The organism is Oscillibacter sp. PEA192 (assembly GCF_003574015.1).
In the GTDB taxonomy this organism is placed as follows: Bacteria; Bacillota; Clostridia; order Oscillospirales; family Oscillospiraceae; genus Oscillibacter; species Oscillibacter welbionis.
Window position 1 is genome coordinate 2733401 of record NZ_AP018532.1, and the last position, 24998, is coordinate 2758398.

Annotated in this window: 21 protein-coding genes and 3 tRNA genes; 12 read left to right on the forward strand and 12 right to left on the reverse strand. The window is 59.3% G+C overall.

Annotation, left to right across the window (positions count from 1 at the left end):
* Positions 1-27 precede the first annotated feature (27 nt).
* From DN611_RS13610 to DN611_RS13620, 3 genes are read right to left on the reverse strand one after another with little or no spacing between them, the layout of a single operon-like run.
* Positions 28-324 (reverse strand): sigma-70 family RNA polymerase sigma factor, encoded by a 297-nt coding sequence (locus tag DN611_RS13610; protein ID WP_021751542.1) that lies wholly within the window; start codon positions 322-324, stop codon positions 28-30.
* A complete protein-coding gene (locus DN611_RS13615; RefSeq protein ID WP_036631428.1) occupies positions 305-538 on the reverse strand; it encodes a hypothetical protein in 234 nt (77 codons plus the stop codon). Before DN611_RS13615 ends, DN611_RS13610 begins: the two co-directional genes overlap by 20 nt.
* Complete coding sequence (locus tag DN611_RS13620; RefSeq protein ID WP_025544094.1) at positions 535-723, reverse strand: hypothetical protein; 189 nt, start codon at positions 721-723, stop codon at positions 535-537. The genes DN611_RS13615 and DN611_RS13620 overlap by 4 nt, the downstream gene beginning before the upstream one ends.
* A 142-nt stretch (positions 724-865) precedes the next feature.
* Between DN611_RS13620 and DN611_RS13625 the strand changes: the two genes are divergently transcribed.
* The 3 genes from DN611_RS13625 to DN611_RS13635 all read left to right on the forward strand — a co-directional run bounded on the left by DN611_RS13625 (position 866) and on the right by DN611_RS13635 (position 1999).
* A tRNA-Thr gene (locus DN611_RS13625) sits at positions 866-941 on the forward strand.
* 10 nt (positions 942-951) lie between these two features.
* A tRNA-Tyr gene (locus tag DN611_RS13630) sits at positions 952-1036 on the forward strand.
* A 216-nt stretch (positions 1037-1252) separates the two neighbouring features.
* Entirely contained in the window at positions 1253-1999 is a 747-nt protein-coding gene (locus tag DN611_RS13635; protein ID WP_119311619.1) for an XRE family transcriptional regulator, read from the forward strand.
* Positions 2000-2051: 52 nt separating this feature from the next.
* Here DN611_RS13635 and ymfI read toward each other — a convergent pair whose 3' ends face one another.
* Entirely contained in the window at positions 2052-2786 is a 735-nt protein-coding gene (gene ymfI / locus DN611_RS13640; protein ID WP_021748997.1) for an elongation factor P 5-aminopentanone reductase, read from the reverse strand.
* A gap of 111 nt (positions 2787-2897) precedes the next feature.
* Here ymfI and DN611_RS13645 point away from each other — a divergent pair.
* Positions 2898-2974 (forward strand) — tRNA-Val (locus DN611_RS13645).
* 928 nt (positions 2975-3902) lie between these two features.
* Here the strand turns inward: DN611_RS13645 and DN611_RS17075 are convergent.
* The 5 genes from DN611_RS17075 to DN611_RS13690 all read right to left on the reverse strand — a co-directional run bounded on the left by DN611_RS17075 (position 3903) and on the right by DN611_RS13690 (position 14362).
* Positions 3903-4244, reverse strand: a complete 342-nt coding sequence (locus DN611_RS17075) for a hypothetical protein (RefSeq protein ID WP_119311621.1) — start codon at positions 4242-4244, stop codon at positions 3903-3905.
* A gap of 3173 nt (positions 4245-7417) precedes the next feature.
* Positions 7418-7705 carry an IS66 family insertion sequence element accessory protein TnpB gene (tnpB, locus tag DN611_RS13680; RefSeq protein WP_021747989.1) on the reverse strand — a complete coding sequence of 96 codons (288 nt, stop codon included), beginning with the start codon at positions 7703-7705 and terminating at the stop codon, positions 7418-7420.
* Positions 7695-7865: a hypothetical protein gene (locus DN611_RS16750; RefSeq protein WP_021747988.1), complete on the reverse strand. Its 171-nt coding sequence runs from the start codon at positions 7863-7865 to the stop codon at positions 7695-7697. The genes tnpB and DN611_RS16750 overlap by 11 nt, the downstream gene beginning before the upstream one ends.
* 383 nt (positions 7866-8248) lie before the next feature.
* On the reverse strand, positions 8249-13228 hold the full coding sequence (locus tag DN611_RS13685; RefSeq protein WP_160117442.1) for an S-layer homology domain-containing protein: 4980 nt from the start codon (positions 13226-13228) through the stop codon (positions 8249-8251).
* Between the two features lie 288 nt (positions 13229-13516).
* Positions 13517-14362, reverse strand: coding sequence for a tyrosine-type recombinase/integrase (locus DN611_RS13690; RefSeq protein WP_119311625.1), 846 nt, complete (start codon positions 14360-14362; stop codon positions 13517-13519).
* A gap of 706 nt (positions 14363-15068) precedes the next feature.
* On the opposite strand from DN611_RS13690, the gene DN611_RS13695 reads away from it, so the two are divergent.
* From DN611_RS13695 to DN611_RS13725, 7 genes are all read left to right on the forward strand, one after another.
* Positions 15069-15446 (forward strand): hypothetical protein, encoded by a 378-nt coding sequence (locus DN611_RS13695; RefSeq protein WP_119311626.1) that lies wholly within the window; start codon positions 15069-15071, stop codon positions 15444-15446.
* 208 nt (positions 15447-15654) lie between these two features.
* Positions 15655-16701 (forward strand): hypothetical protein, encoded by a 1047-nt coding sequence (locus DN611_RS13700; RefSeq protein WP_025544084.1) that lies wholly within the window; start codon positions 15655-15657, stop codon positions 16699-16701.
* Entirely contained in the window at positions 16698-17729 is a 1032-nt protein-coding gene (locus tag DN611_RS13705; RefSeq protein ID WP_119311627.1) for an FAD:protein FMN transferase, read from the forward strand. Before DN611_RS13700 ends, DN611_RS13705 begins: the two co-directional genes overlap by 4 nt.
* A 27-nt stretch (positions 17730-17756) precedes the next feature.
* A complete protein-coding gene (gene rsxC / locus DN611_RS13710) occupies positions 17757-19064 on the forward strand; it encodes an electron transport complex subunit RsxC (protein ID WP_119311628.1) in 1308 nt (435 codons plus the stop codon).
* A gap of 8 nt (positions 19065-19072) precedes the next feature.
* Positions 19073-20035 (forward strand): RnfABCDGE type electron transport complex subunit D, encoded by a 963-nt coding sequence (locus tag DN611_RS13715; protein WP_333637349.1) that lies wholly within the window; start codon positions 19073-19075, stop codon positions 20033-20035.
* A complete protein-coding gene (locus DN611_RS13720; protein ID WP_021751592.1) occupies positions 20032-20571 on the forward strand; it encodes an FMN-binding protein in 540 nt (179 codons plus the stop codon). Before DN611_RS13715 ends, DN611_RS13720 begins: the two co-directional genes overlap by 4 nt.
* 6 nt (positions 20572-20577) lie before the next feature.
* Positions 20578-21039 (forward strand): hypothetical protein, encoded by a 462-nt coding sequence (locus DN611_RS13725; RefSeq protein WP_119311629.1) that lies wholly within the window; start codon positions 20578-20580, stop codon positions 21037-21039.
* A gap of 466 nt (positions 21040-21505) precedes the next feature.
* On the opposite strand, the gene DN611_RS13730 is transcribed toward DN611_RS13725, so the two are convergent.
* Positions 21506-22387, reverse strand: coding sequence for an SIR2 family NAD-dependent protein deacylase (locus DN611_RS13730; RefSeq protein WP_021747741.1), 882 nt, complete (start codon positions 22385-22387; stop codon positions 21506-21508).
* Positions 22332-23126: a protein-ADP-ribose hydrolase gene (locus DN611_RS13735; RefSeq protein ID WP_119311630.1), complete on the reverse strand. Its 795-nt coding sequence runs from the start codon at positions 23124-23126 to the stop codon at positions 22332-22334. Before DN611_RS13735 ends, DN611_RS13730 begins: the two co-directional genes overlap by 56 nt.
* Positions 23127-23476: 350 nt before the next feature.
* Between DN611_RS13735 and DN611_RS13740 the strand changes: the two genes are divergently transcribed.
* Complete coding sequence (locus DN611_RS13740) at positions 23477-23809, forward strand: winged helix-turn-helix transcriptional regulator (RefSeq protein WP_021747739.1); 333 nt, start codon at positions 23477-23479, stop codon at positions 23807-23809.
* Between the two features lie 151 nt (positions 23810-23960).
* Here DN611_RS13740 and DN611_RS13745 read toward each other — a convergent pair whose 3' ends face one another.
* Positions 23961-24890, reverse strand: coding sequence for an AEC family transporter (locus DN611_RS13745; protein ID WP_021747738.1), 930 nt, complete (start codon positions 24888-24890; stop codon positions 23961-23963).
* Between the last annotated feature and the right edge of the window lie 108 nt (positions 24891-24998).

Here is a 24998-nt window from a genome sequence, read left to right on the forward strand (position 1 = left end):
TATCCCGCAAAACCTCAAGAGGGAAAATTACAGGGCGTACCGCAGGCAGCGGTACAGCCGCTGTTTAGCCCGCTTCACCGTGCGGGAGACGGTGGAGCGGTTCACCCCCAGCTTTTGAGCAATCTGGGACATTTTCAGTCCCCGGTCGTAATAGAGGAACACCATCTCCCGCTGCCGGGGCGTCAGCTCCTGCTCCCGGGCCCGGCGCAGGCCGCGCCGCAGCCGCTCCAGCTGCTCACTGTTATCCTCCGCATGGTCCCGCAGCCAGACGGTCATGTCCCCGATCCACTCGCTGCTGCGGGCGTCAAAGCGTGTATCTCTCATGTCTGTGATAGCTCCTGTCGTAATAATGGGCCGTCAGCGCCGCCAGCTCCCGGGTCTCCTGCAGCAGCGGCGTCAGCTCTGTGATCCGCCGCCGCAGAAGGCGGCGGTCCTCCTCGTCCTTCAGCTCCCGCGCCGCCTGCCGCAGCTCGCCGATCCGCCGCCGCAGGGCGGCCGCGCTCTCCGCGTAGAGGGCGGACATCTCCAGCAGCGTCATGGCGCCGCCTCCCTTCCCCGCACCTGGCGGAAGGGAGCCAGCTCCGCCCGGGCGAACACCGGGAGGCAGGCCCCACATACGCTGCTGCCGTTGCAGTACCAGTAGTCCTCTCCCTCTGTGATCTCCAGCCCGCAGAGCGAGCAGCGCAGCGTCCGCCGTCGGCGGGTATGTTCCTTTGTTTCCAAATGCGATGCTCCTTTCCTGTATACAGATCCCGGCAAGTCTCATGTGCCCCGCCGGCAAAATGAAAAAAACGGGTGGAAAAGCAAAAATTTTCTGTTGACAAACAGGCGCTTATCTGGTAAGATAAATTCTGCTGTTGGAACTGCTGGTGTAGCTCAGCTGGTAGAGCAGCTGATTTGTAATCAGCAGGTCGGGGGTTCGAATCCGTCCACCAGCTCCAGTTTTAATATGGGGGAATTCCAGAGCGGTCAAATGGGGCAGACTGTAAATCTGTTGCCTTCGGCTTCGGTGGTTCGAATCCACCTTCCCCCACCAAAAAGGTGCCTGCAATCGCGGGCGCTTTTTTCATTTTGATAAACAAGATACTTGTAAATTTTTATTTATTTTACAAGTATCTTGTTTACAGCTATACAGTAGCACAAGTTTTTTTGAAAGTCAAGTATAATTTTACAAGTTTCTTGTAAAATTGGATTGACAGCTTCCTTGAAATCCGATAGGATACTGTCAAGAACATCGGAAAGGATGGGATCCATGGCATTTGGAGACCGGATCAAAGCCCGTCGGGAGGAGCTGGCTCTCTCCCGCCCCCAGCTGGCGGATCGGCTGGGCGTCACACCGTCCACTGTCAGCAACTACGAGACCGGTGTCAGCTTCCCTAAGGAGGAGATGATGCTCCGGCTGTTCGACTGTCTGGAGACGGACCCCAACACCTTGTTTCAGGACAGCTTTCGCCGCGGCGCGGACGTCCTGACTGAGCGGGAGCGGCAGCTGCTGGAGCAGTATCGCTCCCTCTCTCCCCTGGGGCGGGAGAGCGTCCAGACGATGGTGGAGGCGCTGCGGGCCTGTCAGCAGGAATCCGCAGCCCCGGAGCAGGAGCCCCGGGTCATTCCCCTGTACCGGACCCCTGCGGCGGCCGGTTATGCGGCGCCAGTGTTCGGCGAGGATTTCGACTACCTCCAGGTCACAGACGGCGTGCCTCAGGCCGCAGAGTTTGCTGTGCGTATCCAGGGGGACTCCATGGTCCCCTACATCCCGGACGGCTCCGTGGTCTATGTGAATCGCGATCCCCTGAAGGCCGGGGACGTGGGGATCTTCTGCGTGGACGGGGATATCTTCTGCAAGCAGTATTACAAGGATCCCGCCGGAACGGTGTATCTTTTCTCCCTAAACCGGGCGCGGGCCGATGCGGACGTGGTACTCACCGCCGGCAGCGGCCGGACGCTCGCCTGCTTCGGCCGGGTGATCCTCCACGCGCTGCCGCTGCCGGGGCGGACGTAACGGAGAGCCGGGCGCCGCCTATGCGGCGCCCGGCTCTCTTGTTCGGCAGTCTTCAAACGATGAACCCGCCGTCGGCGGCGAGGATTTGCCCCGTGAGGAAGGATGCCTTGTCGGAGGCCAGAAAGGCAACGGCGTGGGCCACGTCCTCCGGCGTCCCCAGCCGTCCCAGAGGCGTCTGCTCCGCCAGATCCCGCAGGGTCTCCTGTCCCAGAACCTGAACCATGTCGGTGTTGATGACGCCGGGAGCCACGCAGTTGACCCGGATGTGGGAGGGCGCCAGCTCCAGCGCCAGGGACCGGGTCAGCCCCACGAGAGCGGCTTTGGTGCAGGCATACGCCACCTCGCAGGAGGCTCCCCGCAGTCCCCAGATGGATGAGATGTTGACGATGCAGCCCGCCTTCTCATGGAGCATGTGGGGCAGTACTGCCTGGATGGTGTTCCGGGCGCCGCCCAGGTTCACGCCCAGATAGCGATTCCACTGGGCATCTGTGATATCCTGAAATTGGATCTGCCCCGCAATGCCGGCGTTGTTCACCAGCAGGCTCACGGGTCCCAGCTCCGCTTCCGCAGTGCGAACCATCGTCTCCACAGCCGCCCGGTCCGCCACATCCGCCTGAACTGCAATGGCATTTCCACCATGGTTCCGGATTTTTTCTGCCAGCGTCTCCGCCTCCTGCCGGTGCGTCAGGTAATTGATACAGACAGCATGTCCCGCCTCCGCCAGCTCTGCCGCAATCGCTCTCCCGATCCCCCGGGAAGCCCCAGTGACCAATGCCACACGATTCATAGTGATCCTCCTGTCATAGTGCTGTCAGCAGTATAACAAAAAAAACAGGATCGCGCAAGAAAAGTGTTGACAAAAGGTGCGTTTTCGTGTATCCTATATACGTTCCGTTTTGGACGATTAGCTCAGCTGGCTAGAGCACCTGCTTGACGTGCAGGGGGTCACAGGTTCGAGTCCTGTATCGTCCACCATCGAAAGTTCCGCTTTCTGTTGAAAGCGGAACTTTTTTATAATTTTTTCGCAATTTTCATGCGTGTTATGTAACCTTATTTTATCCCTGACCACTCAACCAGCCACAGTCAGGAAAAATACGGGCCTCCGAGAGCAGTTCGCCCTGGGAGGCCCGTTTGTTCAACCTGCCAGTTCTGCCTGCTTCCGCCGCTTTTTCTCGGCGGCGATCTCCGCGATCAGCCGGGCCAACTTCTCCTTGCACGCCGCCTCTGTATGGACGGAGACGTTGGTGCCATTCGTTTCCCGTTCACTTTCGGGGAGTAGAGAGGCTGGGACGCTCCAGTTCCCAGAAAAACCGCTGGTGCAGGGCCTTCATGTAGTCGTTCATACGTGTCGCCTCCCTTGTTCAGCAACACAACATACCACAGAAACAGAGAATAGCCAGGGCTCCGGCGCACCGGGCCGCGGACTCCGCTTTCTTCCAGGAGACTAATAGCGGAACCCGTAATCGTCTTATTTCTCAGACACCTGCACTCGGCTCTCCGCTCCCCCACTCACCTCCAGAAATGCGCAGAGGGACTGCTTGCTTATCGTGTAATACTTGGGCGGGTCCAAGAACAGAAACAGAATCCGGATGGCAGTCTCCTCGCCGGTGTCGGCATCCATGGCCGCAGGAATCCCATCGATAGTTTTCCATCGCACCGCCGGTAGTACCCGGTATAGTCCCGCCCGCCCAGCATACCCTCCCCCCATTCCATGTTCTGCTTTCAGTATAGTGGGGTAAGGAGCATCTGCAAAGCATTCACATCTCATCATCTGATTTTATGGGTAAGTGTGAGCAGAGGGGCGACCGTTTGGCTGCCCCTCTGTTTCACGTTTACATTACTGCACTTCTGATGAATATTTATAGTGCCCCACAGAGCAACTTGCAGTCCTGAGAAAGAAAACTTATGGTGCCAGGAAACTGGCTCCCGTGTATAGCCAGTTGACGCATACAGACGTACGGGCACCGCCTCGGGAAGAAAAGATTCGGATCTCACACATGGACCAAAGACCGGTAGAGGGCTCTTGTTGCCGGATTCGTGTCCAGTGCATCTCCTGAGACTGGCTGTAGATCAGATCATCCACTACGAACACACCTGAGATTGTCAGGTTGTCATTGGTCTGGCTGTCAATAGAAGCTCCATCGTAAATACTTGCGCGGCGAATATCGGCCACAATAGACGTTCCTGTTACCGCAGGCTGGAGGGAAAAGCGGAGTGAAGTGGCCGAAGTGTTCTGCAAGGTCATGTTCAGCGCCTCCAGAGGAACCGTCAAGACACTTCCAGCAGAGGACAGATTTGCGTTGTAAACCTCCGGAACAGCTTTTAGATTGGGAGTCAGGAAATCTGTCTCCGCAGTTTTAAACCGAACCTTGTAGACAGTAGGTGTATTTTGCTCCACTGTAATTTCAGGAGTCTGCCCAGGGATGCCCTGCGGTCCTTCGGGTCCAACTTCACCAGGTTCACCTTTCGGCCCCTCGGGGCCAACGGGAACCACAAAGTCCAGGGAGATCCCGGTGTCTGTCGGATTGGCGGTGACGGCTGCGGCAGTACCGGAGGAGACAGTTCCCACAGTGACGGTAGGTGTCGTGCCCGCGGGTCCCTGAGGGCCAAGTTCACCCTGAGGCCCGGTTTCGCCCCGCTCGCCCTGAGGCCCTTCCGGGCCCTGGGGACCTGTCGGGCCGGATTCTCCCTGAGGGCCTGCAGGACCGACGGGAACCACGAAGTCCAAGGAGATCCCGGTGTCCGTCGGATTGGCGGTGACGGCTGCGGTAGTACCGGAGGAGACAGTTCCCACAGTGACGGTAGGCGTTGTGCCCGCGGGTCCCTGAGGGCCAAGTTCACCCTGAGGCCCTTCCGGGCCCTGAGGACCTGTCGGGCCGGATTCTCCCTGAGGGCCTGCAGGACCGACGGGAACCACGAAGTCCAGGGAGATCCCGGTGTCCGTCGGATTGGCGGTGACGGCTGCGGCAGTACCGGAGGAGACAGTTCCCACAGTGACGGTAGGCGTTGTGCCTGCGGGTCCCTGAGGACCAAGTTCACCCTGAGGGCCGGTTTCACCCCGCTCACCCTGGGGGCCTGCCGGACCTTGGGGACCTGTCAGGCCGGATTCTCCCTGAGGGCCTGCAGGGCCGACGGGAACCACGAAGTCCAGGGAGATCCCGGTGTCCGTCGGATTGGCGGTGACGGCTGCGGCAGTACCGGAGGAGACAGTTCCCACAGTGACGGTAGGCGTTGTGCCCGCAGGTCCCTGAGGGCCGGTTTCGCCCCGCTCGCCCTGAGGCCCTTCCGGGCCCTGGGGACCTGTCAGGCCGGATTCTCCCTGAGGGCCTGCAGGGCCGACGGGAACCACGAAGTCCAGGGAGATCCCGGTGTCCGTCGGATTGGCGGTGACGGTTGCGGCAGTACCGGAGGAGACAGTTCCCACAGTGACGGTAGGTGTCGTGCCCGCGGGGCCCTGAGGGCCAGGTTCACCCTGAGGGCCGGTTTCACCCCGCTCACCCTGGGGTCCTGCCGGACCTTGAGGGCCGCTTTCGCCACGCTCGCCTTGGGGCCCTGCCGGACCGATGGGGCCCTGTTCTCCCTGTGGTCCGGGACAGCCGCGATCTCCTTGGAGTCCTTGAGGGCCGGTCTCACCAGGAAGCCCTTGCTCACCCTGAGGTCCCTGTTCTCCTTGAGGGCCGCGGTCGCCCGGAATACCTCTTTCCCCCCTGGGGCCGACTGGGCCAGCCGGTCCCGGATCACCCTTAGGCCCTACGGGGCCGCGGTCGCCTTTGGGGCCCATGGGGCCGGGATCCCCGCGGACACCCTGCGGTCCGATATCTCCTGTGTCTCCTTTTGGCCCCATATCGCCCCGAATACCCTGAGGCCCCGGGAGTCCCTGAGGGCCCACCATTCCTTTTGGGCCCATGGGACCGGGACAGCCCTGCTCACCCTTTGGCCCCTGGGGACCACGCTCTCCGCGGGGGCCGCGTTCACCCTGGGGCCCGCGTTCGCCCTGCGGCCCACGTTCACCTTGGGGGCCGCGTTCACCGGAGAGAATGGGGCAAAAACACTGACAGGAGGAGTCTCTGTCAGGTGCAGAGCCGCAATGACGTTCTTTATTTAAATTGTTGTTGGGAAAATAATTCATCTCATTGACCTCTCATCCAAAGTAAGGGAACTGTGGTTATAGCTAAAGTTGCTTTTTGTCTGTGTCCTTCTCGATCTTTTCATTCAGGCGCTGACTCTGTGTGCCGAAATAGAATGCGATGACAACTGAAAAAATTGTTAAAAAATCTTGGTTGGAAATTCGATCCAAAACAGCGAGATAGGCAAATACTACCGTCAAGACAAGCGTTACAATGCTTTTAACACACAGAAGGTTGCTGAATTTCTTCAAGAGAGCAGACATTACAATCGTTCCTTTCTCATAAGGCCTATGCTCATGGTATGCTATGCACATGGTGGGGCTGAAGTGTGTGGTTTTGCTTCAGGGAAATTCGTCTGCATATAGTCGTCCATCACTCTAAACGGCATTTCCATGGCAATCTAACTGCTGGAAAATTCGGCATTTCGGGGCAAAGAGAGACATCTGCCTGTCCAGGGCTGAAAAACGAGCCCGCTTTTCAGCAGGCTCGCTTAATGGAACCATTCTCCCTTCAATGTTCTGTGAGTGTCCGGTGCACTCTCCGGCAGAAGTTTCTCCGCCTCTTCTTTGTCCTCCAGTTCGGCTGGTATTCATACAGCACGACAGGGTGTTCCACATCCCTGCGGTCCGGTACAGCCGCATATAGCATTTGCTCCGGATAGTCCGGCCCTCCAGCTTCAAAACTTGCGGAGCTGCCAGAGATTCGGGCAGTCTTCTTTTCAGCTTTCAAGATGGGCATTTCCGTTTCTGCCGTGTGCAATTTTGACAAGCGTATGTATGCCCGAATCCTCACCTGTGTGGGGATCATGACTCATGTCCGCCGGACTTTTCTGCCAATCCCCTCCATGGGCGATCCGAAGCATACACGCCCAGATTCAGAAAGCCGGTGCTCCATCATCTCAATAGTGACATTTTCGGGCGGAAGCTCCTCCACTTGTAGGGACCGCTCCTGCCGGATATGGGGCTCTGCCGCGGTTCCCCTTATAGCAGCTCTGATAGACAACCATGCCTCCGTCTCATCAAGTATCGGGCTCAGTTGACCCGCCAATTCCTCTTTCATCTGTTCAGAGAATGCCCACAGGCTTTCTTTTGGCAAGACGCACCTGTTCCATCAGCCATTCCAGCTTCCGGTTTCGTTCCGTATACCCCGCGCTCTTTCGAAGCAGTTCATCCTATTCCGCACGGGAGAGCGTTACCAACTCCGTGCTGTTCATCTGTGTATTGGTCTTGTTTTTGCAAATTTGGTGGCTAAAAATTACCCGGAAAGTTATCATTTTCAATGCTTTTGACAATTAAGGATACTGCTGGTAACTTAACCTCCGAGCCTCTGCGCTGTTCCGAGGCCACTGGAAGCTTCCAGCCTCCAACCGCTTCGTGACCAGTACAAATCCATCCTCTTCCCAATAAAGCCTCTTGATCCAGTCCTGCCTATAACCACAGGGCAAAAACAGCGTACCGCTGAACGGAGCTAAACGGAACTTCTGCTGTACCAATGTCGCAAAGCCGCCAATCCCGTTCCGCAAATCCGCATACCCACAGGCAATATAAATCTGCCCTGCTCCCACAAGGTCATTCAGCATCCCTCAGCCCCCAGCACAACGCTTCCTCGGCCGCGCTGTCTGCTCGGATGTAAATCCCCACTTCAACTGCTCCGGTTTTAATCCCGGCAATCACCTTGCCTCGGCTCCCACGCAATTCCGAGGCGGTAATTTCCGCGAATACCGGCGCTGCTTCCGGCATCCGCCCCTCTTTCTGCCTGTTTTGGTTTTCGCTGTTTGTGCCGTACAGCTCCCGCTCTCACCGCTGGTATATCTTTGGACCGACACCGTGTTCCAAGCACCATTCACTTACTCGTCTCCCCCTGTTTCGGCAACCTTCTATCTGCTTCTTCCACGTTTCAAGCCGCGCCTCATGTCAGGCTGCTCTCATTGCCATTTGATTCACCTACTTCTGTTTATCCGTCCTTCTTTATTATATTGCGCCTGGGCAATCCGCTTTTCTATTTGACACTTGTTTTTATGGCGCTTAGAAGCCGTAGCGATATCCACTTTTCTATCGTAATACAGAAAGCCCGGGCGGAAAAAATCCGCCCGGGCTTTCTGTCAAATTGATTTTTGAGCTCCTTACTCGTACCGGCTCCAGTCGGGAGCGCGGTTCAGGTCGGTCCAGCTCTCATAGACCCGGTCCTTGGTGACAAAGTCGTGGGAGTTGGTGGCCTCCTGGATGGCTAGGTAGAACCAGTCGCTCTCGTGGCAGTCGGTCCAGGTGTTCATACCGGAGAGCAGATCGTCCGTGTCCTCCGGCAGGCGGCACAGCACCCGGTTGATCATGGTCACCGCCTGGGCGCGGGTGATGTACTGGTCGGGCCGGAAGGAGCCGTCGCTGTATCCCTGGATCCAGCCCAGCGCCGCGGCGCGGCTGATCTCGTCCTCCGCCCAGTGGTCGGCGGTGTCCGTAAAGGTGGTGACGCCGGCGACGCCGCTGTCGTCGAACCGGGCGCAGATGGCCGCGAATTCGGCGCGGGTGATGTTAGCGTCGGGGTCGAACAGGCCGGAGTTGCGGCCGTTGATGACGCCCAGCCGGGCCATGGTGGAGATGGCCGTGTTGGCCCAGTAGTCCTCGTTCACATCCGGGAAGGCGTTGGACGTGGTGAGATTGTTGTCCCGCACATCCTCGTCCAGCAGGCGGAAGAAGATGGTGGCCACCTGGGCCCGGGTGATGTTGGCGTTGGGCCGCACAGAGCCGTCAGAATAGCCCTGGATGTAGGCGTAGTGGTCGTCGCCGTTCAGCATGCCGGGCACGGAGGTCTCCGTCCAGCCGGCGAACAGCGTCACGGAGGAGGTCACCCGCAGAGTCTCATCCTCGTCCACCCGTATGGTCAGGCGGCTGTCCTTGTACCAACCGGTAAAGCGGTAGCCGGGCCGGGTGGGGATGTGGGCGCCGTACTCCTCATCATCGTACACATTGAGGGAGAAGCTCCTTCCGTCTTCATCGATGGGGTCGAAGCGGGTGCCGCCATTGGAGTCGAACCTCAGATAGGGATCGCTGTCATGGCCGCCACCGTCTCCGAAGCTATCGCGGGCAAAGGTTGCAGAAATAGTGTGGTTTGCATTAACATCCGTAAATGTATAGCTATCGACTGCTCCTACGCTCTTTTCATCCACTTTCACATTGGCAATGGTATAGCCGCCGTTCGGCGTGATGGTGAAAATCTTGTCCGCACCCTCGGCCACAGCAACGCTGCCGCGGGGGCTGATGGAGCCGCCGTCACCGGCGGAGGCGGTGATAGTGAAGGTCTGCGCGTTCTCCTGCCAGACAACAGCGAAAGGAGAGAATCCGGAACGGTCCACATCAAATTCGATACCATTGGCGTCAAATTCAGCGGTTATAACCTCCGGCTCACAGGCTTCAATGGCATCCGTCACCTCGGCCTGACCGGCAATGCCATATTCCCGGTGCAGGCCCGGAAAGTGGATGACCTGTACATCCAGGTCATTTGCGTTATCCATTGTCACACCGTCGGGATATGGCAAATAGATTGTGGTGCCATAGCTGGCAGAAACCCAGGCGTTGCCGTTGTAGGCGTCCACCAGATCCAGGTAGTGAAAGTCGTAGCGGTAGGTTTTGCCATCGGACAACTCATTCAGAAGATCAGAATCCTCTGCCTTTTGTTCCAGCAGAGCCTGGCGGTCCGTGCCGTCATCATCAATCAGCAGCGAGTCATCCAGGAGTTGGATACCGGCGATATCCTCGATCTCAAAGTCTTCGTTATCGTTGGTGTAGAAAGACGGCTGATACACGGTTCCCCATGAGCTGGTTTGTGTCTTTGCAATCGCCTCGGCGTGGATCACAGCCTTGGTGGGCTCTGCGGTCAACAACACATATGTATTGGCGCCGTCCTGCGCTTCCTCAATATCCTGCGTATGGCGGACGATTAGTGTACCCGCACCGTCAAGGTTTACATTGTTGCCATTCACCCGAACGTCCTCATTGGTAAGTCCGTTCTTCCATTTGAGGGTAACTGTGTACACGCCCGGCTTGGAATCATCTGTGGCGACAGTGCCGTCCTCATAGGTATAGACCGCCTCAATGTTTTCAAGGAGCTGATCGAGCATGGTCTTGTCGTCCGTTGCCGGGATAGTCACACCCTTGATTTCCAAACTTGTAATGTCGCCGGTGTATTTTACGTCAACACTGCCATTGATGGTGAGCTTGGGGAAACCGCCGTCGTCATAGTTCTCCTCGCCCTGACCGCCGCCGGTGTAGATGGTGATGTCATCGGGGGCCAGGGTATACTCCTTGTTGTTGAAGAGCATCACCGCATACGGAGCACCTGCCGTCAGATCCTTCAAAGCGATGGGCACCTTCTCCGCATTCTCCACCTCTTCGACCGCCACTTCAGCCCCATCAATGGGTGAACCGTCCGGATTGACCTGTACATAGGCCACATAGAGGTCGGTCTTCTTAGGGGAGGAAGTAGGATCGAGCTCGAAGCTGTACTCAGTCGCAGACGGCTGAACCCACAGGGCGCTGCTGCCCACGGGGGTCCAGTCGGCGTGCTCGTTAGCAACGCCAGCTTTCAGCGTGTTGACTGCCTCATTCGTGGCGCGGCCCAGGTTCACATCCGCATAGCCCTCAGGAAGTTCCACCTTCCCGGCGCTGACGTATATGGTACGGGGTTCCCCCATCACATCAGCGCTTACATGGGTGTACTCATATCCGGCGCCTTCCTCCGTTTCAGCAACAGCATAACCGCCGGAGGAGGAGATTTGTCTGCCACTCGATCCCTTATTGCCGGAAATGGTGCCGCCATTGATCTCGACGAGGGACTTCCCTGCAACGGTATGGTAGATACCATAGCTGCCGTTGTCGCAGATTTTGCCGCCGTTCATAATGAACCTGACACCCGTCCAGTCGGTCTTGCCGCTGATCTGGATACCGTAGCTCGAGTTGCGGGCAATCTCACCGCCGTTCATGGTGAGATTGGAGCTGTTGTTCACACGAACGGCAAGACCCTTGTTGTCCACAATATGGGCAGTCTCCTCAATCGTGGCGATGACACCGCCGCCACCCTGGTTGGCAAGATAAATCATGCCTTTAGAGGCGGTATTGTCGCGGATGGTGCCCGCAAATGTGTAGTGGGAGCCGTTATTGGAATAGATCAGGCCGCCCGCACTGCTGGAACTACAGTTTTCAATCACGCTGTTCGGGCCAAATGTGATCTGGCCGTACCAGGACCGCAAAAGACTCGCCGAACCCGAAGCGCATTCTGAGATCGTACCGTTGAGGTACACCTCATGGCTGTAGTTGTTGTTGTCGAGGTCGTCAAAATAGAGCAGCTGGAAACCGTCCACATGAGAAATCTTAGATCCCGCTTTAGTGGTAAAGTTGCAAAATTGGGTCCAGATGGCGCAGTTATTGCCTGCGTTGGTGCCGGTCACATTGGTGATCTCTCCAGTGCTGGCAAGGGTAGCTTCACCGTGAGACCGCAGATGGACAGCAACACCGTTCTGCCCCTGCCAGGCCGCATCGGTACCATGAATATTTTGAATGGTGCCGCCGATGTTAGCGGTGCCGCCGTCTGCATAGAGTGCACGCCCATTCATCATGACACCTTTATCGCCGCCTATCGTGCCGCCGTTCATGGTCAAGATGCCGCCCTGGAGCCAGACCGCACCAGCGGGGCCAAAGCTGCCGGACGCACCTTTCTCACGTTCGTTTTCGGTTGTATCCAAAATGGCGCTGCCTTCTTCCATGATCAGCTCGCCACCGGACAGGCGCACGGCACTCATACCGCCGTAGTTGCGAAGTTCCGCACCATCCCCCAAAGTAATCGTACCCATACCGTTGTAAGTTGCGATTATGGCGTCTTGCACAATGCTTGTATTTGGGACCTCACTCCTGCTAACGGTGGTCTCCCCATCGCCTTCGGAATCGGCCTGCACAAAGTATTCACCTTCGTATTTGCCCATATCATCCAAAATGATGTGGGTCAAAATAAGAGACGAAACGGTCCCTTGTTCCGTTTCCCCGCCTACTTCGATCATCGCGGGGTTGTAGTGCTGTCTGGCGGGATCTGCGTTGGTATGAAAATTTTCTCCGCGGGAGAGCGTCACAGGATCAACACCATAGCTGGTGATGGTCAGCTCTTTCTCCCAGACCCATGCCATTTGGTTCATTTCCACATCTGACATGACATAAATCGTCGCACCATCCGGGGCTGCTTCCGCCGCCTTTGCCAAGGTGGCATATGGAGCGTCTGCTGTGCCAGTGCCGTCCGCATCATCGCCTGCTGCCGACACATACACCGCGTTCTCAGCCACAGGCTCTTCTACCACTGTCCCCGGATCCTCAGCAGGCTCTATGGGATCCAGCTCTCCCGCAGGCTCCGTGGGGGCCGTGGGATCCGGACCCTGAGGGGGATCTCCCGGAACCTCTGTCGGCTCATTTTCCTCTGGATCCCCTGAAGTCCCCGGCTCATTTGGCGCACTGGGGCCATCCGGTTCATCGGCGGTCCCACTTTCCACGGCCTCCTGTTTCCCGCCTTCCTCTGCGGGGTCTTTCCGCAAGTCCGATCCATCCTGATTGATCGCAGGATCCGACTCGCCAGTCCCCTCCTCTGCCGCCAGTGTCGAAACCGGCAGCAGTGTCAGCAGCAGGCACAGCACCATCAAAGCTGATAAGATCCGTTTCTTCATCTCTTCTCCTCCTTTACACCTCTCGGCGAGAAAATATCTATCGCAAACATCCTTTTGGATGGAATTGCTCTCATTCTCCGTCCATCCGGCAGCCAACTGCTCCGTATCCAGAATCTGCTCATAGGCTTGCTCCGCCGGGAGCCGCACGTTCCGCTCGATCTCCGACCGGGTGGCCAGATACAACTTCCGCAGGCACCAGGGGTTGCACTTGGCCTCCTCCACCCGCTTGTCAGACGGCAGGTAGTGATAGAAGGCCCGCAGCTTGGCACCGTACATCTGCACCGTGTTCCGGCTCCTCCCCCGGCGGGAGAGTGTCTCCAGATAGGACCGGATCATCTCTGATGTGATGACAGCGCCAGTCTGCTCCCCAGTCTCTGGCAGCCTGGCTGCCTCCGCGCACTGCATATTCACACCCCCTGTCAACGGAATTCGCATTCCATCCCGCGCCCGACCAAGCTGGCGCAAGAAGCTCCGCAGAACAAGTGCGAAAAAAGCCCGTGCGGCTGGCACGGGCGTAAAAAATGGCGCAGGGACCAAGGCCGGACAAAATTTGACATTTTTCCGGCTTTTTTCTGCTGCCCAAAGCGGCAAAATCCCTTGCGGTTAGCTGTCCTTTGTGCTAAAATTTGTCTATTGATATGTAGGACGAACTATTTTTTCACGATCATTTGTGTCGGAATGCGAATTCCGTGATTAGGAGATCAGTCCCAGCCGGTCCAGCGTCCGCTGGTGTTCTGCGCCAGAGGTCACCAGGTAGATGCGGGTGGTCTCGATGCTGCTGTGGCCCAGCAGGTCCGCCAGCTTGACGATGTCCCGGCTGGTCCGGTAGAACACCATAGCAAACAGGTGCCGCAGATTGTGGGGGAACACCTTGCGCGGGTCCACCCCGGCGCGCCCGCACAGCCGCTTCATCTCCGCCCAGATCTGCCGGCGGCCCAGCTCTTTTCCGCTTTTGGTGCGAAAGATTGCACCGGAGGCGGTTTTTTGTTTTTGGGCGTATTGGAGCAGCTTCCGGCAGAGCTTTTCCGGCAATAGGATGGTGCGGATCTTGCCCTTGAGGGAGATCTCGGCCTTGCCCTGCCGGGCGGCCTCCACCGTGAGATACCGCACCTCGCTGACCCGGATGCCCGTGGCCCCCATGGCTTCCACCAGCAGGCCCAGCCGCTCCTGTCCCAGCCGGTGCGCCGTGTCCAGCAGGCGCTGGTACTCCGCCTTCGTCAGTTCCCGGCCGGCGTCCCGGAACAGTCGCCGCTGGACCCTCAGGAATTTCACCCGGCAGCCGCCGAGGCCCAGGAACTCCAGCAGGCTGTTCAGTGCGGAGAGCTTGGCGTTGATGCTGGCGGGGGCGTAGCCCCGCTCCACCAGATGAGCCTTCCACGCCGCGCTCAACCCTTTGCTGATCTCCCGCCCGTCCAGCCAGCGTGCGAAGGCCCGGATGTCCCGGAGATACTTCTCCATAGTGGCTTCGCTCTTCTCCTCCAGCCGGAGGTGGCGGGCAAATGCCTGGATTTGCAGGGGAGTCAGTCTGTCTTCGGTCATAAGATGCCTCCTTTTGTGATTTCACAACGATATTTTACCGGATGTGCAAATATAACAAGGCCCACAGCGGCAGCTGCCGCTGTGGGCCTTGTTATTTTAGTGCCGTAATCGTAAGATTTTCTCCAGTTCCAAAAAGCTATACGCGGATCTGCCAGTTTTTCTATGAAGGGACGCGCCTCCTCCCGTTTTACGGCGAACATGATACCAGAGGCCGTACCGGAAGTCGGTATGTAGAAAAACGTATATGCAAGTTCTTGATTCCGCAAAGGTTCTATCTTTCAATACCATCTCAAACGGCTCAGATAGTGCATGTCTGTATTCCTTCCGGAACAGCGGCATGGAATTCCATACCGCTGTCGTTCTAAAAATACTTCTCTTTTTCTGTCAGGGTCTCATTTCCGATGATATTCTCTAAACTGTCCCATTTTTAGCTGATAGCTTCGATTCCCGCCCCTGGTCACGATGGCCCCCTGAAATCAGATCATTCAGATAATCTCTTGTACAGGGCGGCTTCAGGCCAATAGACTCTGCAGTTTCCGATGCTTTGCTTCGGAATGATCGGCCAGGTATGTCATGATGGTCTCTTCCACCCTTACTCTTATCGCTGTTTTTCTTAAGGAAGAGCTCCAGCAGAGTCCACTCCGGCTCAAACCGCTCTGTGATTACAGGCGCCATACGTAAAAGATATTGCGATGCCACTGCCGGCATGTTCGCCGACATCAATGAGGCTGCATATTTTCAGTATCGTCCCATTGCGGGAATCGAAGACGCCACCTCTCTTTGCCTCGTTGATTTCCATGCGAACACTACTGGGGTTCGCCATGGTGATGGCGTCCCATTCTTTGATGACCACTCCGAGTCCCGGCAGCTCGCTTCGGGAGCCCTTGATTCCCCTGAGAAACATACTGTCAAGGCCCGGCGGATGTTGCGCCGCAAAGGCAATGGCAATATCATACCGCAGAAATTTGAATCGTTTTTCCCGGTTCTATTGCAGAAAATCGCCGCACCGGACAGCGACAAAGCCGGAAAAGCCCCCGAAAACGCGGAATGCTTTTTCCTTTTGAGTGGAGCGATTGTTTCTTGACGGTTTCTTTTGTGAAAAGCTTTCAATTTTCACAGCTTCTTTCCAAGAATTTGGATATCTTTTCCACTTTTTATAGAATTCGTTGAAAATACTTTACAGGATACACGCTTTTTTGATATGATAAAAAAGTAACAAATCAGAAGTACTATGCTCATTTCTGGGAGCTCATCTCTACGCCGCATCAATCCCAGGATCGGAGGAAAATCGGATGAAAAAATTTTTAACAGCGATTTTAGTCGCAGCAGCTCTTTTCACAACTGTCGGCTGCAGCGGCCGGCCCGCCACGACAGCGGATGTTCTCCAGAGTTCCGCGGATGCGGAGGAAGGTTCGTCCCATGACAGCCAGGGCAGCCTCCGCACCGGCCTCTATGCGGTGGGCTCCCTATCCTCCAGCGCCAGTGCGGGAGAGGAGGACGGTCTGATCCAAACGGATGTGACGATCGTCGCCGTCACCGTGGATGAGACGGGCGTCATCACTGACTGCGTGATCGACGCCGTACAGGCAAAGGCAAATTTTGACAGCCAGGGCCAGCTCCTCACGGATCTCACCGTCCCGGTGCCCAGCAAAAATGAACTGGGCGCTGATTACGGCATGGGCAGCATCAGCGGCATCGGAAAAGAGTGGAACGAGCAGGCCCAGGCTCTGGCGGACTATGTGGTGGGCAAGACGGCCGATGAGGTGCTGGGCATTGCCGTGGATGAGGCCACCAAGCCCGCAGAGGCGGACCTGGCCTCCAGCGTCACCATCTCCATCGGCGGCTTCCAGAACGCCATCGCGGAGGCGGTGGGCCGCGCCCAGCCGCTGGGCGCTCAGGCCGGAGATGAGCTGCGGCTGGTGACCAGCAATTCCATGGCCGCCGGCAATGCACCAGAGGGCGCCGCCGGCATGGTGGAGACCAATGTGAACATCGCCGCCGTGACCATGAACGGAGATGCCATCACCTCCTGCGTGATCGACGCCGTGCAGGCCCAGGTCAGCTTTGACGGCCAGGGACAGCTCCTCACGGATCTCTCCGCCCCGGTGCCCAGCAAGAATGACCGGGGAGCGGACTACGGCATGGGCGCCGTCAGCAGCATCGGCAAGGAGTGGAATGAACAGGCGGCGGCCTTTGCCGCCTATGTCACCGGCAAGACCCTGGACGAGGTGGCGGGCATCGCGGTGGATGAGGCCACCAAGCCCGCAGAGGCGGACCTGGCCTCCAGCGTCACCATCTCCATCGGCGGCTTCCAGGCCCTGCTGGAAAAACTCCGGTGAGGCTCCGGCTGCTGTCCCTGCTGCTCCCCTGCCTCCTTCTGACCGCCTGCGCCGCTCCGGAGGAGGTGGAGACGAGGCCCAAGCAATATCAGGCGACCTTTCTGGACGTGTTCGATACAGTGACCACGGTCATGGGCTATGCGGAGAGCCAGGAGGACTTTACAGAGACGGCGGAGATGGCTCACGATCTGCTGCTGGAATACCACCAGCTCTACGACATTTACAACGACTATGAGGGGATCCACAACCTCAAGACCGTCAATGACCAGGCGGGGATCGCCCCGGTGACGGTGGATGCGCGGATCCTGGACCTGCTGCTCCTGTGCCGGGACCTGTATGCGGACAGCGGCGGCAAGGTGAATGCCGCCATGGGGAGCGTCCTTCTGCTGTGGCACGAGGCCCGTGAGGCGTCCGTCAACGACCCGGAGCATGCCTATCTCCCAGAGGAGGATGCTATCCAGGCCGCGTTGGAGCATACCTCCTTTGACAATGTCGTGCTGGATGAAGCGGCCTCCACGGTGTATCTGACGGACCCGGCACAGCGCCTGGACGTGGGGGCTGTCGCCAAGGGGTACGCCGCCGGTGCCGTGGCCGCCGCACTGCCGACGGGCATGGTGCTGAGTTTGGGCGGCAACGTCTGCGTTACGGGCCCCAAACCCGACGGCAGCCCCTGGGTGATCGGCGTCCAGAACCCTGATGGGGACGACACGGAGTATGTCCAGCGCCTGGATATCACCAGCGGCGCAGTGGTCACCAGCGGGGACTATCAACGGTATTACACGGTGGACGGCGTCGCCTACCACCATATCATAGACCCGGATACCGGCTGGCCCGCCCGGCATTACCGGTCCGTGACGGTCATCTGCGCGGACTCGGGGCTGGCAGACGCCCTCTCCACGGCGGCATTCATCATGGATGAGGAGAGCGGCCGGGCCCTGCTGGAGACGTATGGCGCAGAGGCGTTGTGGGTCTACGCAGACGGCTCCGCCTCCTGGACGGGGGGCTGTGACGCCTATTTTCATTCATAAACGGAACATGAGGAGAGGTGAGATCATATGCTGCGAAAGCAAACCTTCTGGGGTGGCGTCCACCCCGCGGGGCGCAAGGAACTGTCCAGCGGAGCACCGCTGGAGGACTGCCCGCCGCCGCGGGAGGTGGTCATTCCGCTGCTCCAGCATATCGGAAAGCCCTGCACGCCCCTGGTAAAGGCCGGGGACCATGTGGACATGGGGCAGAAGATCGGTGACGGCGAGGGACTGTGCGTCCCTGTTCACGCCTCGGTGTCAGGCACCGTGAAGGCCGTGGAGCCCCGGAGCCACCCCAGCGGCCAGCCCCATCTGGCTGTGGTGATCGAGAACGACTTTCAGAACACCTACCACAGCGCGGTCCCGCCCTGCGCCGACACGGATGCCCTGGACGCCGACGCCTTGATCCGCCGCATTCGAGAGGCCGGGCTGGTGGGCATGGGCGGTGCCACGTTCCCCACCGATATCAAGGCGAACATCGGGAAGGTGGAGACCCTGATCGCCAACGCCTGTGAGTGTGAGCCCTATATCACGGCGGATGACGCCCTACTCTGCACGGATGCGGACCGGGCGATTCGCGGACTGCGGCTGCTGCGGCAGCTGCTGAAGCCCCGGCGGACAGTGATCGCCATTGAGGACAACAAGGAGCGGGCCGTTTCGATCCTGACGGACAAGCTGAAGCAGCAGGACGAGGTGGAACTGGTCGTGCTGCCCACCCGCTACCCCCAGGGGGCGGAGAAGCAGCTCATCCAGGCAGTCACCGGCCGCCAGGTCCCCTCCGGCGGATTTCCCAAGGATGTGGGGTGTGCGGTCTTCAACATCGCCACCTGCGCCAGCGTATGCCGGGCCGTGGCGGACGGGGAGCCCATCCTCCGCCGGATCGTCACGATCACCGGCCACGGGATCAAGGAGCCGAAAAACCTGATCGTCCCCATCGGGACGCCTTTCGCCCACGCCATCGAGGCGGCGGGCGGCCTGCAGGGGGATGTGTGGAAGGTCATCGCCGGAGGCCCCATGATGGGCCGTTCCCAGGCGGATCTCTCCACGCCGGTAATCAAGGGCACCAACGCCATTGTGGCGCTGACCAGCGCCGATGACCTGGAGTCTCCCCACCCCTCCTGCATCCGCTGCGGCAGGTGCGTGTCCGTCTGCCCGATGGGGCTCCAGCCGCTGTACCTCTATCGCTTCTCCCGCTGCCGGGATGTGGGAATGCTTCGGCAATACAGCATTCTGGACTGCGTGGAGTGCGGCTGCTGCGCCTACACTTGCCCGGGGAAGCTGCCCATCGTGGCGGCGATCCGGGAGGGAAAACAGCGGCTAAGGGAGGAACCATCATGAGGTTTGCCATGTCTTCATCCCCGCATATCCGCTGCGGCGACAACACCCGGCGGATCATGCTGGACGTTTTGATCGCGCTGCTGCCCACCCTCCTGGCGGGAACGATCTTCTTCGGGCTCCGCTGCCTGCTGCTTGCGGCCGTATCCATTGCGGCCGCAGGATTGGCCGAGGCGCTCTGGAGCAAGCTTACCGGCCGGTACCAGACCGTGGAAGATCTCTCGGCCGCCGTCACGGGGCTGCTGCTGGCGCTGACGCTCCCGGCCACCGTGCCCTATTGGATGGCGGCGGTGGGTGCGGTGTTTGCCGTCATTGTAGTGAAGGCTGCCTTCGGTGGCCTGGGCCAGAACATTTTCAATCCCGCGCTGGCGGCCCGCGCCCTGCTGCTGTTGCTGTTTCCCGCGTCCATGACCCGTTTCGCGGCCCCTGGGGCATCCGTTCCCCTGGACCTGGGCTCCGCAGACGTGGTCACAGCCGCCACGCCCCTCCACAGCATGGTGATGCCCGCGCTGCCGGACGTCCCGCTTTCGGAGATGTTCCTGGGCAGCATCGGTGGGTGTATCGGTGAGGTCTCCGCGCTGGCGCTGCTGATCGGGGGCGGATATCTGGTGGTCCGCGGGGTCATCAAGCTGCGGATCCCCGTCAGCTATCTCGGAACGATGGCGGTCCTGAGCTTCGCCTTCGCACCGATGGAACCGCTTCGGTGGATGCTGTACAGTCTTCTGGGCGGCGGGGTCCTGCTGGGGGCCCTCTTCATGGCATCGGACTACGCCACCTCCCCCGCCACGCCCGGCGGGCAGGTGCTCTATGGGATCGGCTGCGGCGTGCTGACCGTGCTCTTCCGCTCCGCCGGGCTCTACCCAGAGGGCGTCACCTACGCGATTTTACTGATGAATGCCGCGTCCTGGCTGCTGGAGCGCTTCACGCCCACCCGCCTGTTCGGCGCGCCGCAACGGAAAGGAGGCCTTCGATGAAGGCAAAAGAGCTGCTTGTCAGTGCCGGTTCCCTGCTGCTTGCCGGCCTGATCCTGGTAGTGGCTGGGAATGCCGTGGCTCCCGCCGCGGCCGCAAACGCCGCAGCGGAGCAACAGGAGATGATGGAGACCCTGCTTCCCGGAAGCACGGTCTTCACCCCGGAAGAGGACACGGGGACCGATGCCAATATTACGGCCGTCTGGAAAGGGGAAGGCGGCTGGATCATAGAGACCACTGTGGACGGCTATGCCGGCCCCATCCGCCAGTGGACCGGTGTGGACAGCAATGGCCATGTAACAGGTCTGGTGGTCCGGGACATGGAGGAGACCTTCGGCCTGGGCCGGAACGCATTGACGGACATTGATTTTCTGGTACAGTTCGTCGGCACCTCCGGAGAGGCGGAGGTGGGCGGTGGTGTGGACGCGATCACCGGCGCCACCGTCACCTCGCGGGCGGTTGCCCGTGGCGTCAGTTCCGCCTGCGCGTATGTCACCGGTGCAGATGTCAGCACGTCTGCGACAGAGTGGGGAGGTTGATGCTGTTTGAAAAAGATCATTGTATCGCCGCTGTGCACGGCGTCCATCTGCCTTTCCGTGACCTTGCTGGCAGCGGGTCTTGCCGCCCAGATTGCAGCGGCGCTGGTCCCCAACATCATCCTGCCCGCGCTGGACATTCCCACGCTGGCGGCCCTCTCTCTCCTCGCGCTGGTCCTGGAGGTGATCCTCTTTGGGAAGAACCACCGGTTCTGGGCAACCTCGCTGATCGTGGGCACTGTGGCGTTCGGCGTGCTCTCTCTGTGCGCCGGCAGTGTGCCGACGGTGCTGGACGCGCTGCGGGTCGGGATCCTGGGCGGCGCTGTGTTCCTGATCTGTGAGGTGCTGCTCCACTCCATCCTGGACCGGATCTCCTCCGGCGCCGCGGGCAAGTACCCCAGGAGCATGGCTGTGGTGTCCGCGCTGCTGCTGTGGCTTGCTGCACAGATTCTGATGAGTATTGGGATTTAAAACTGCGGTCGGGGTTCCCATACGGCAGGGCAGCGAGCTGCGTGGATCGGTTCGCCGGTACAGTCCAGCTGTTCTGCAAGCCCGGACTATCCGTTCCGGTACCGGTTGTATGCGGAGCACCGGAAGGCCGAAGCCGCCTGGAAAACCCTCCATCGCTAAAAAACAAGGGCCTCCGGCAAGATGCCGGAGGCCTTTTTCATATCCCTGAGAACTGCCGTGAGCTGTGAAAACATCGGACCGCAGCGAAGGATTGGGCGGCAACGTGATCCCGCAAGCTCTGTGTTCTTGTCAATACCGTTGCAAACGCGGCTTTGACGCAAGCCGTTTCAGCTGCCGGCAGGCATTTGGGGATGGTAGTCCATTTTCCCGTGGAGACCCCACCGAGTCTTCCGCACCTCTGTCCCATTTACACAGGGATCACCGGCAAGCAGGGATTTCAATGCGCCTCCCCGGGTGGGGGAAGGTCTCAGTGCTCCAGCAGGGTGAGTCGTTTCAGAATATGTCCGATGTCCGCAGGGATGCAGACAGACCGCCCCCGAATCTCCGGGGGAATATAGGACTCCTTCTGATTGATACAGGCATAGGCAGCGCTCCGGTTCTCCAGGGTCATCTTCCAGAAGGGATACTTGATGATGCCCGGGGTGTTGCCGCCCACCCCCAGCTCCAGGAACAGCAGCCGCCGTCCCCTGTGCCGCCGTAGGAAGTCCTCGTACCGCCGGGCGGCGGCATACCAGCCCGCATCCTGGACGAAGGTATCGTCGCACCGCAGGTTCATGGCCATGGGACGGCCGCACCTGGGGCAGCGTGGCACCAGCTCCGTGGGGATCCGCATGTCCCTCTGTTCTGCAAACATTTTGCGGACGGTCTCCTCGTTGTCATAGGTCTCCTGATGGCAGGGCTTGGAGCACTGCCACAGGCCATAGTCCCCCTGGGTGTAGAACAGCCGCTGCTTGTCGAAGCCCGCCAGCTGGAACTGGTGGTCCACATTGGTGGTCAGGACAAAGTAGTCCTTGTCCTTTATCAGCTTCAGCAGATCGCCATATACAGGCTTCGGCGCCTTTTCATAGCGGTTTACCAGGATCTGCCGGCTCCACCAGGCCCAGTACTCCTCCAGGCTTTCAAAAGGATAGAATCCGCCGGAGTACATGTCCTGGATGTCGTACCTGGACTGAAAGTCGCTGAAATACCGCCGGAACCGTTCGCCGGAGTAGGTCATCCCCGCAGAGGCGGACAGACCCGCCCCCGCCCCGACCACCACTGCGTCCGCAGAGGCCAGGGCCCCCTTCAGCTGCTCAATCGGGTCCGAGGAGACGGCGGTAGATGGCTGCGTCCAGGTCTTTGAAAACATTGAAGATCACCCTTTCTACGGAAGTTGTCTGCTGCTCCAGAAATTCCCGGACCGTTCTCACGGCGATCTCGGCGGCCTCCTGGTTTGGAAAGTGGAACTCCCCGGTGGAGATGCAGCAGAAGGCCACACTGCGGAGACCATGCTCCGCGGCCAGCGCCAGGCAGGAGCGGTAGCAGGCGGCCAGCTCCCGCCGGTCCTTCCAGGTCACCCATCTGCCCACGATGGGCCCCACAGTGTGGAGCACATACCGGGCCGGCAGGTTATAGGCACGTGTCAGCTTGGCCCGGCCGGCGGGCTCAGGATGCCCCTGGGCCCGCATGATTTCTGCGCACGCGTCCCGGAGCTGGAGCCCCGCCGCCGAGTGGATGGCGTTGTCGATGCAGCCGTGGCAGGGGGCGAAGCAGCCCAGCAGAGCGGAATTATCTGCATCCACAATGGCGTCCGCCCGCAGCCGGGTGATGTCCCCCTGCCAGAGCACCAGGCGGGGATCTCCTGCAGTGGGAGGCAGGGCATCCCCGTTCACCACGTCCTTTTCCTCCCGCTCGGCGGAGAGCAGGGCATCCTGGACTTCCAGAAATTTGGGGGCCAGGGGCATGGGCGGCCGGACATTCATCAGGGAGCGGAGCAGCCGCCGCTGTGAGAATGCATCCACCGGAAATGCTTCCGCCTGCTCCCGGTACTGAGGCATTTCCGCCAGAAGGGTTTGATTCAAATATTGTACCTGTTCCCTGCGATCCATGGGTCTCCTCCAAAGGAAAGATTCATTGTACGGTCTGATACCGGAAATGCCAGAGCGGAGATCGGCACAGAGCCCGCTTCCCGGCACTTGCAGAGGGCGTCCCCTTCTGCGGGAAAGCGCAGGCTGCTTCACCCCTCGCTTTCTATTGTACGGCGGGATTCACCACTCGTAAAGTACGCACAATGCTGTGACATAGGCACCGGGAGGTAACCAAGGGGCTGCGGGGCTTTCCACGGGGCGAAATTTTTCATCGCCGCCCCATGGGAGCTTGACAATCGCTCTGCAGGTACCATAAAATATGGATGATATCAGAGGATTTGAAGTGATCGGTATACAGGAGGGACCTGCAGATGGCAGCCGCGGCAAAAGAACTTCCGGCCTGTCCGGTGGAAACCACGCTGACGCTGATCAGTGACAAGTGGAAGGTGCTCATTCTCCGGGATCTGATGCCGGGGACAAAGCGTTTTGGAGAATTGAAGAAGTCCATCGGCTCGGTCAGCCAGAAAGTGCTGACGGCCCAGCTCCGGGAGATGGAGCGGAGCGGCCTGCTGACCCGTACGGTCTATCCGGAGGTCCCGCCCCGCGTGGAATACACGCTGACCGACCTGGGGTACAGCCTGAAACCCATTCTGGACGCCATGAGGAACTGGGGCGAGGCGTATAAGGCCCAAAAACAGGGGTAGCCCTCCCTCAGCGTCAAGCCGCCTGCTTTGGCAGCCTTTGCGGGGCGGTCCCGAAAGAGCCCCGACCCAGCAAAAAACAGACTGCTCGTGCAGTCTGTTTTTTGGATCCCGCCGTCCCGCAGCGGCAGGGCCCGCAAGGGTGCAGGCTTCCTCAAAGGGGAAACGACTCCATTACCAGAGTCAGGAGCGGGATCGTCAGGATCGAACACAGGGTGGAGGCAAACGCGATCTGCGAGGCAAAGACGGCGTCGCAGTCATACTTGTCCGCCAGAATAGAGCCCGTGCTGCCGGCGGGCATCCCCGTCATCAGGATACAGACATTGGTCAGCGTCGTGTCCAGGTGGAGCGGTTTGAGCAGTACGCACAGCAGAAGCGGGTACAGGACCAGCCGCAGGCAGGTGTACCACAGAACAGGCTTTGAGAACATGGAGCGGATGGGGGCGTCCGCCAGGATTGTCCCGATGACGAACATGGAGACCGGGACGGTGCAGCTGCTGACCGAGGCGACGGCGCTGTCCAGGAAGCCCGGCAGGGACACCGGAGCGGCCATCAGGAGCAGCCCCGCGAAAACGGCGATGATGCAGGGGTGGCGGACCAGCTTGCGGAAGGCGTCCTTCCTGCTGACGCTGGTGAAGAGGGACAGCCCCGCCGTCCACATGGTGAAGCGGAGCGGGATCTGGAACATGGACGTGTAGATCACGCCCAGATCCCCAAACAGCAGGCGGGCCACCGGCAACCCCACAAAGCTGGAGTTGGAACAGATGATGCCGTAGGAGAGAACGCTCCTCTGCTCCCGAGGGTACTTTCGGAAGAGCAGCTTGCTGCCGTATATGGACATCAGCTGGATGACTGCGGAAAGTCCAACCGCCAGCAGGCAGTTCCGGGCGAAGCCGTCTGGGAACACCATCCCGCCTAAAAAGGACTCGACGATATTGCAGGGCAGGATCACATCGATCAGCAGGTCGGAGAGCATCTTCCGCCCCGCCGCGTCGATGATCTTCAGCTTTTTGATGAGTACGCCCGTCAGGATCAGAAGGAACATCGTCTCCTGCAGGGACAGCATCTCCCAGAAAAACTCCATCCGCACGCCTCCTGTCCGGTCCCCCGCAGGCCCCGGTCTGCATTGTTATTCATTATATACCACCCAGACGGGATTGCAAGCGCCGGACACTTCTGTGCTTTTGTCACA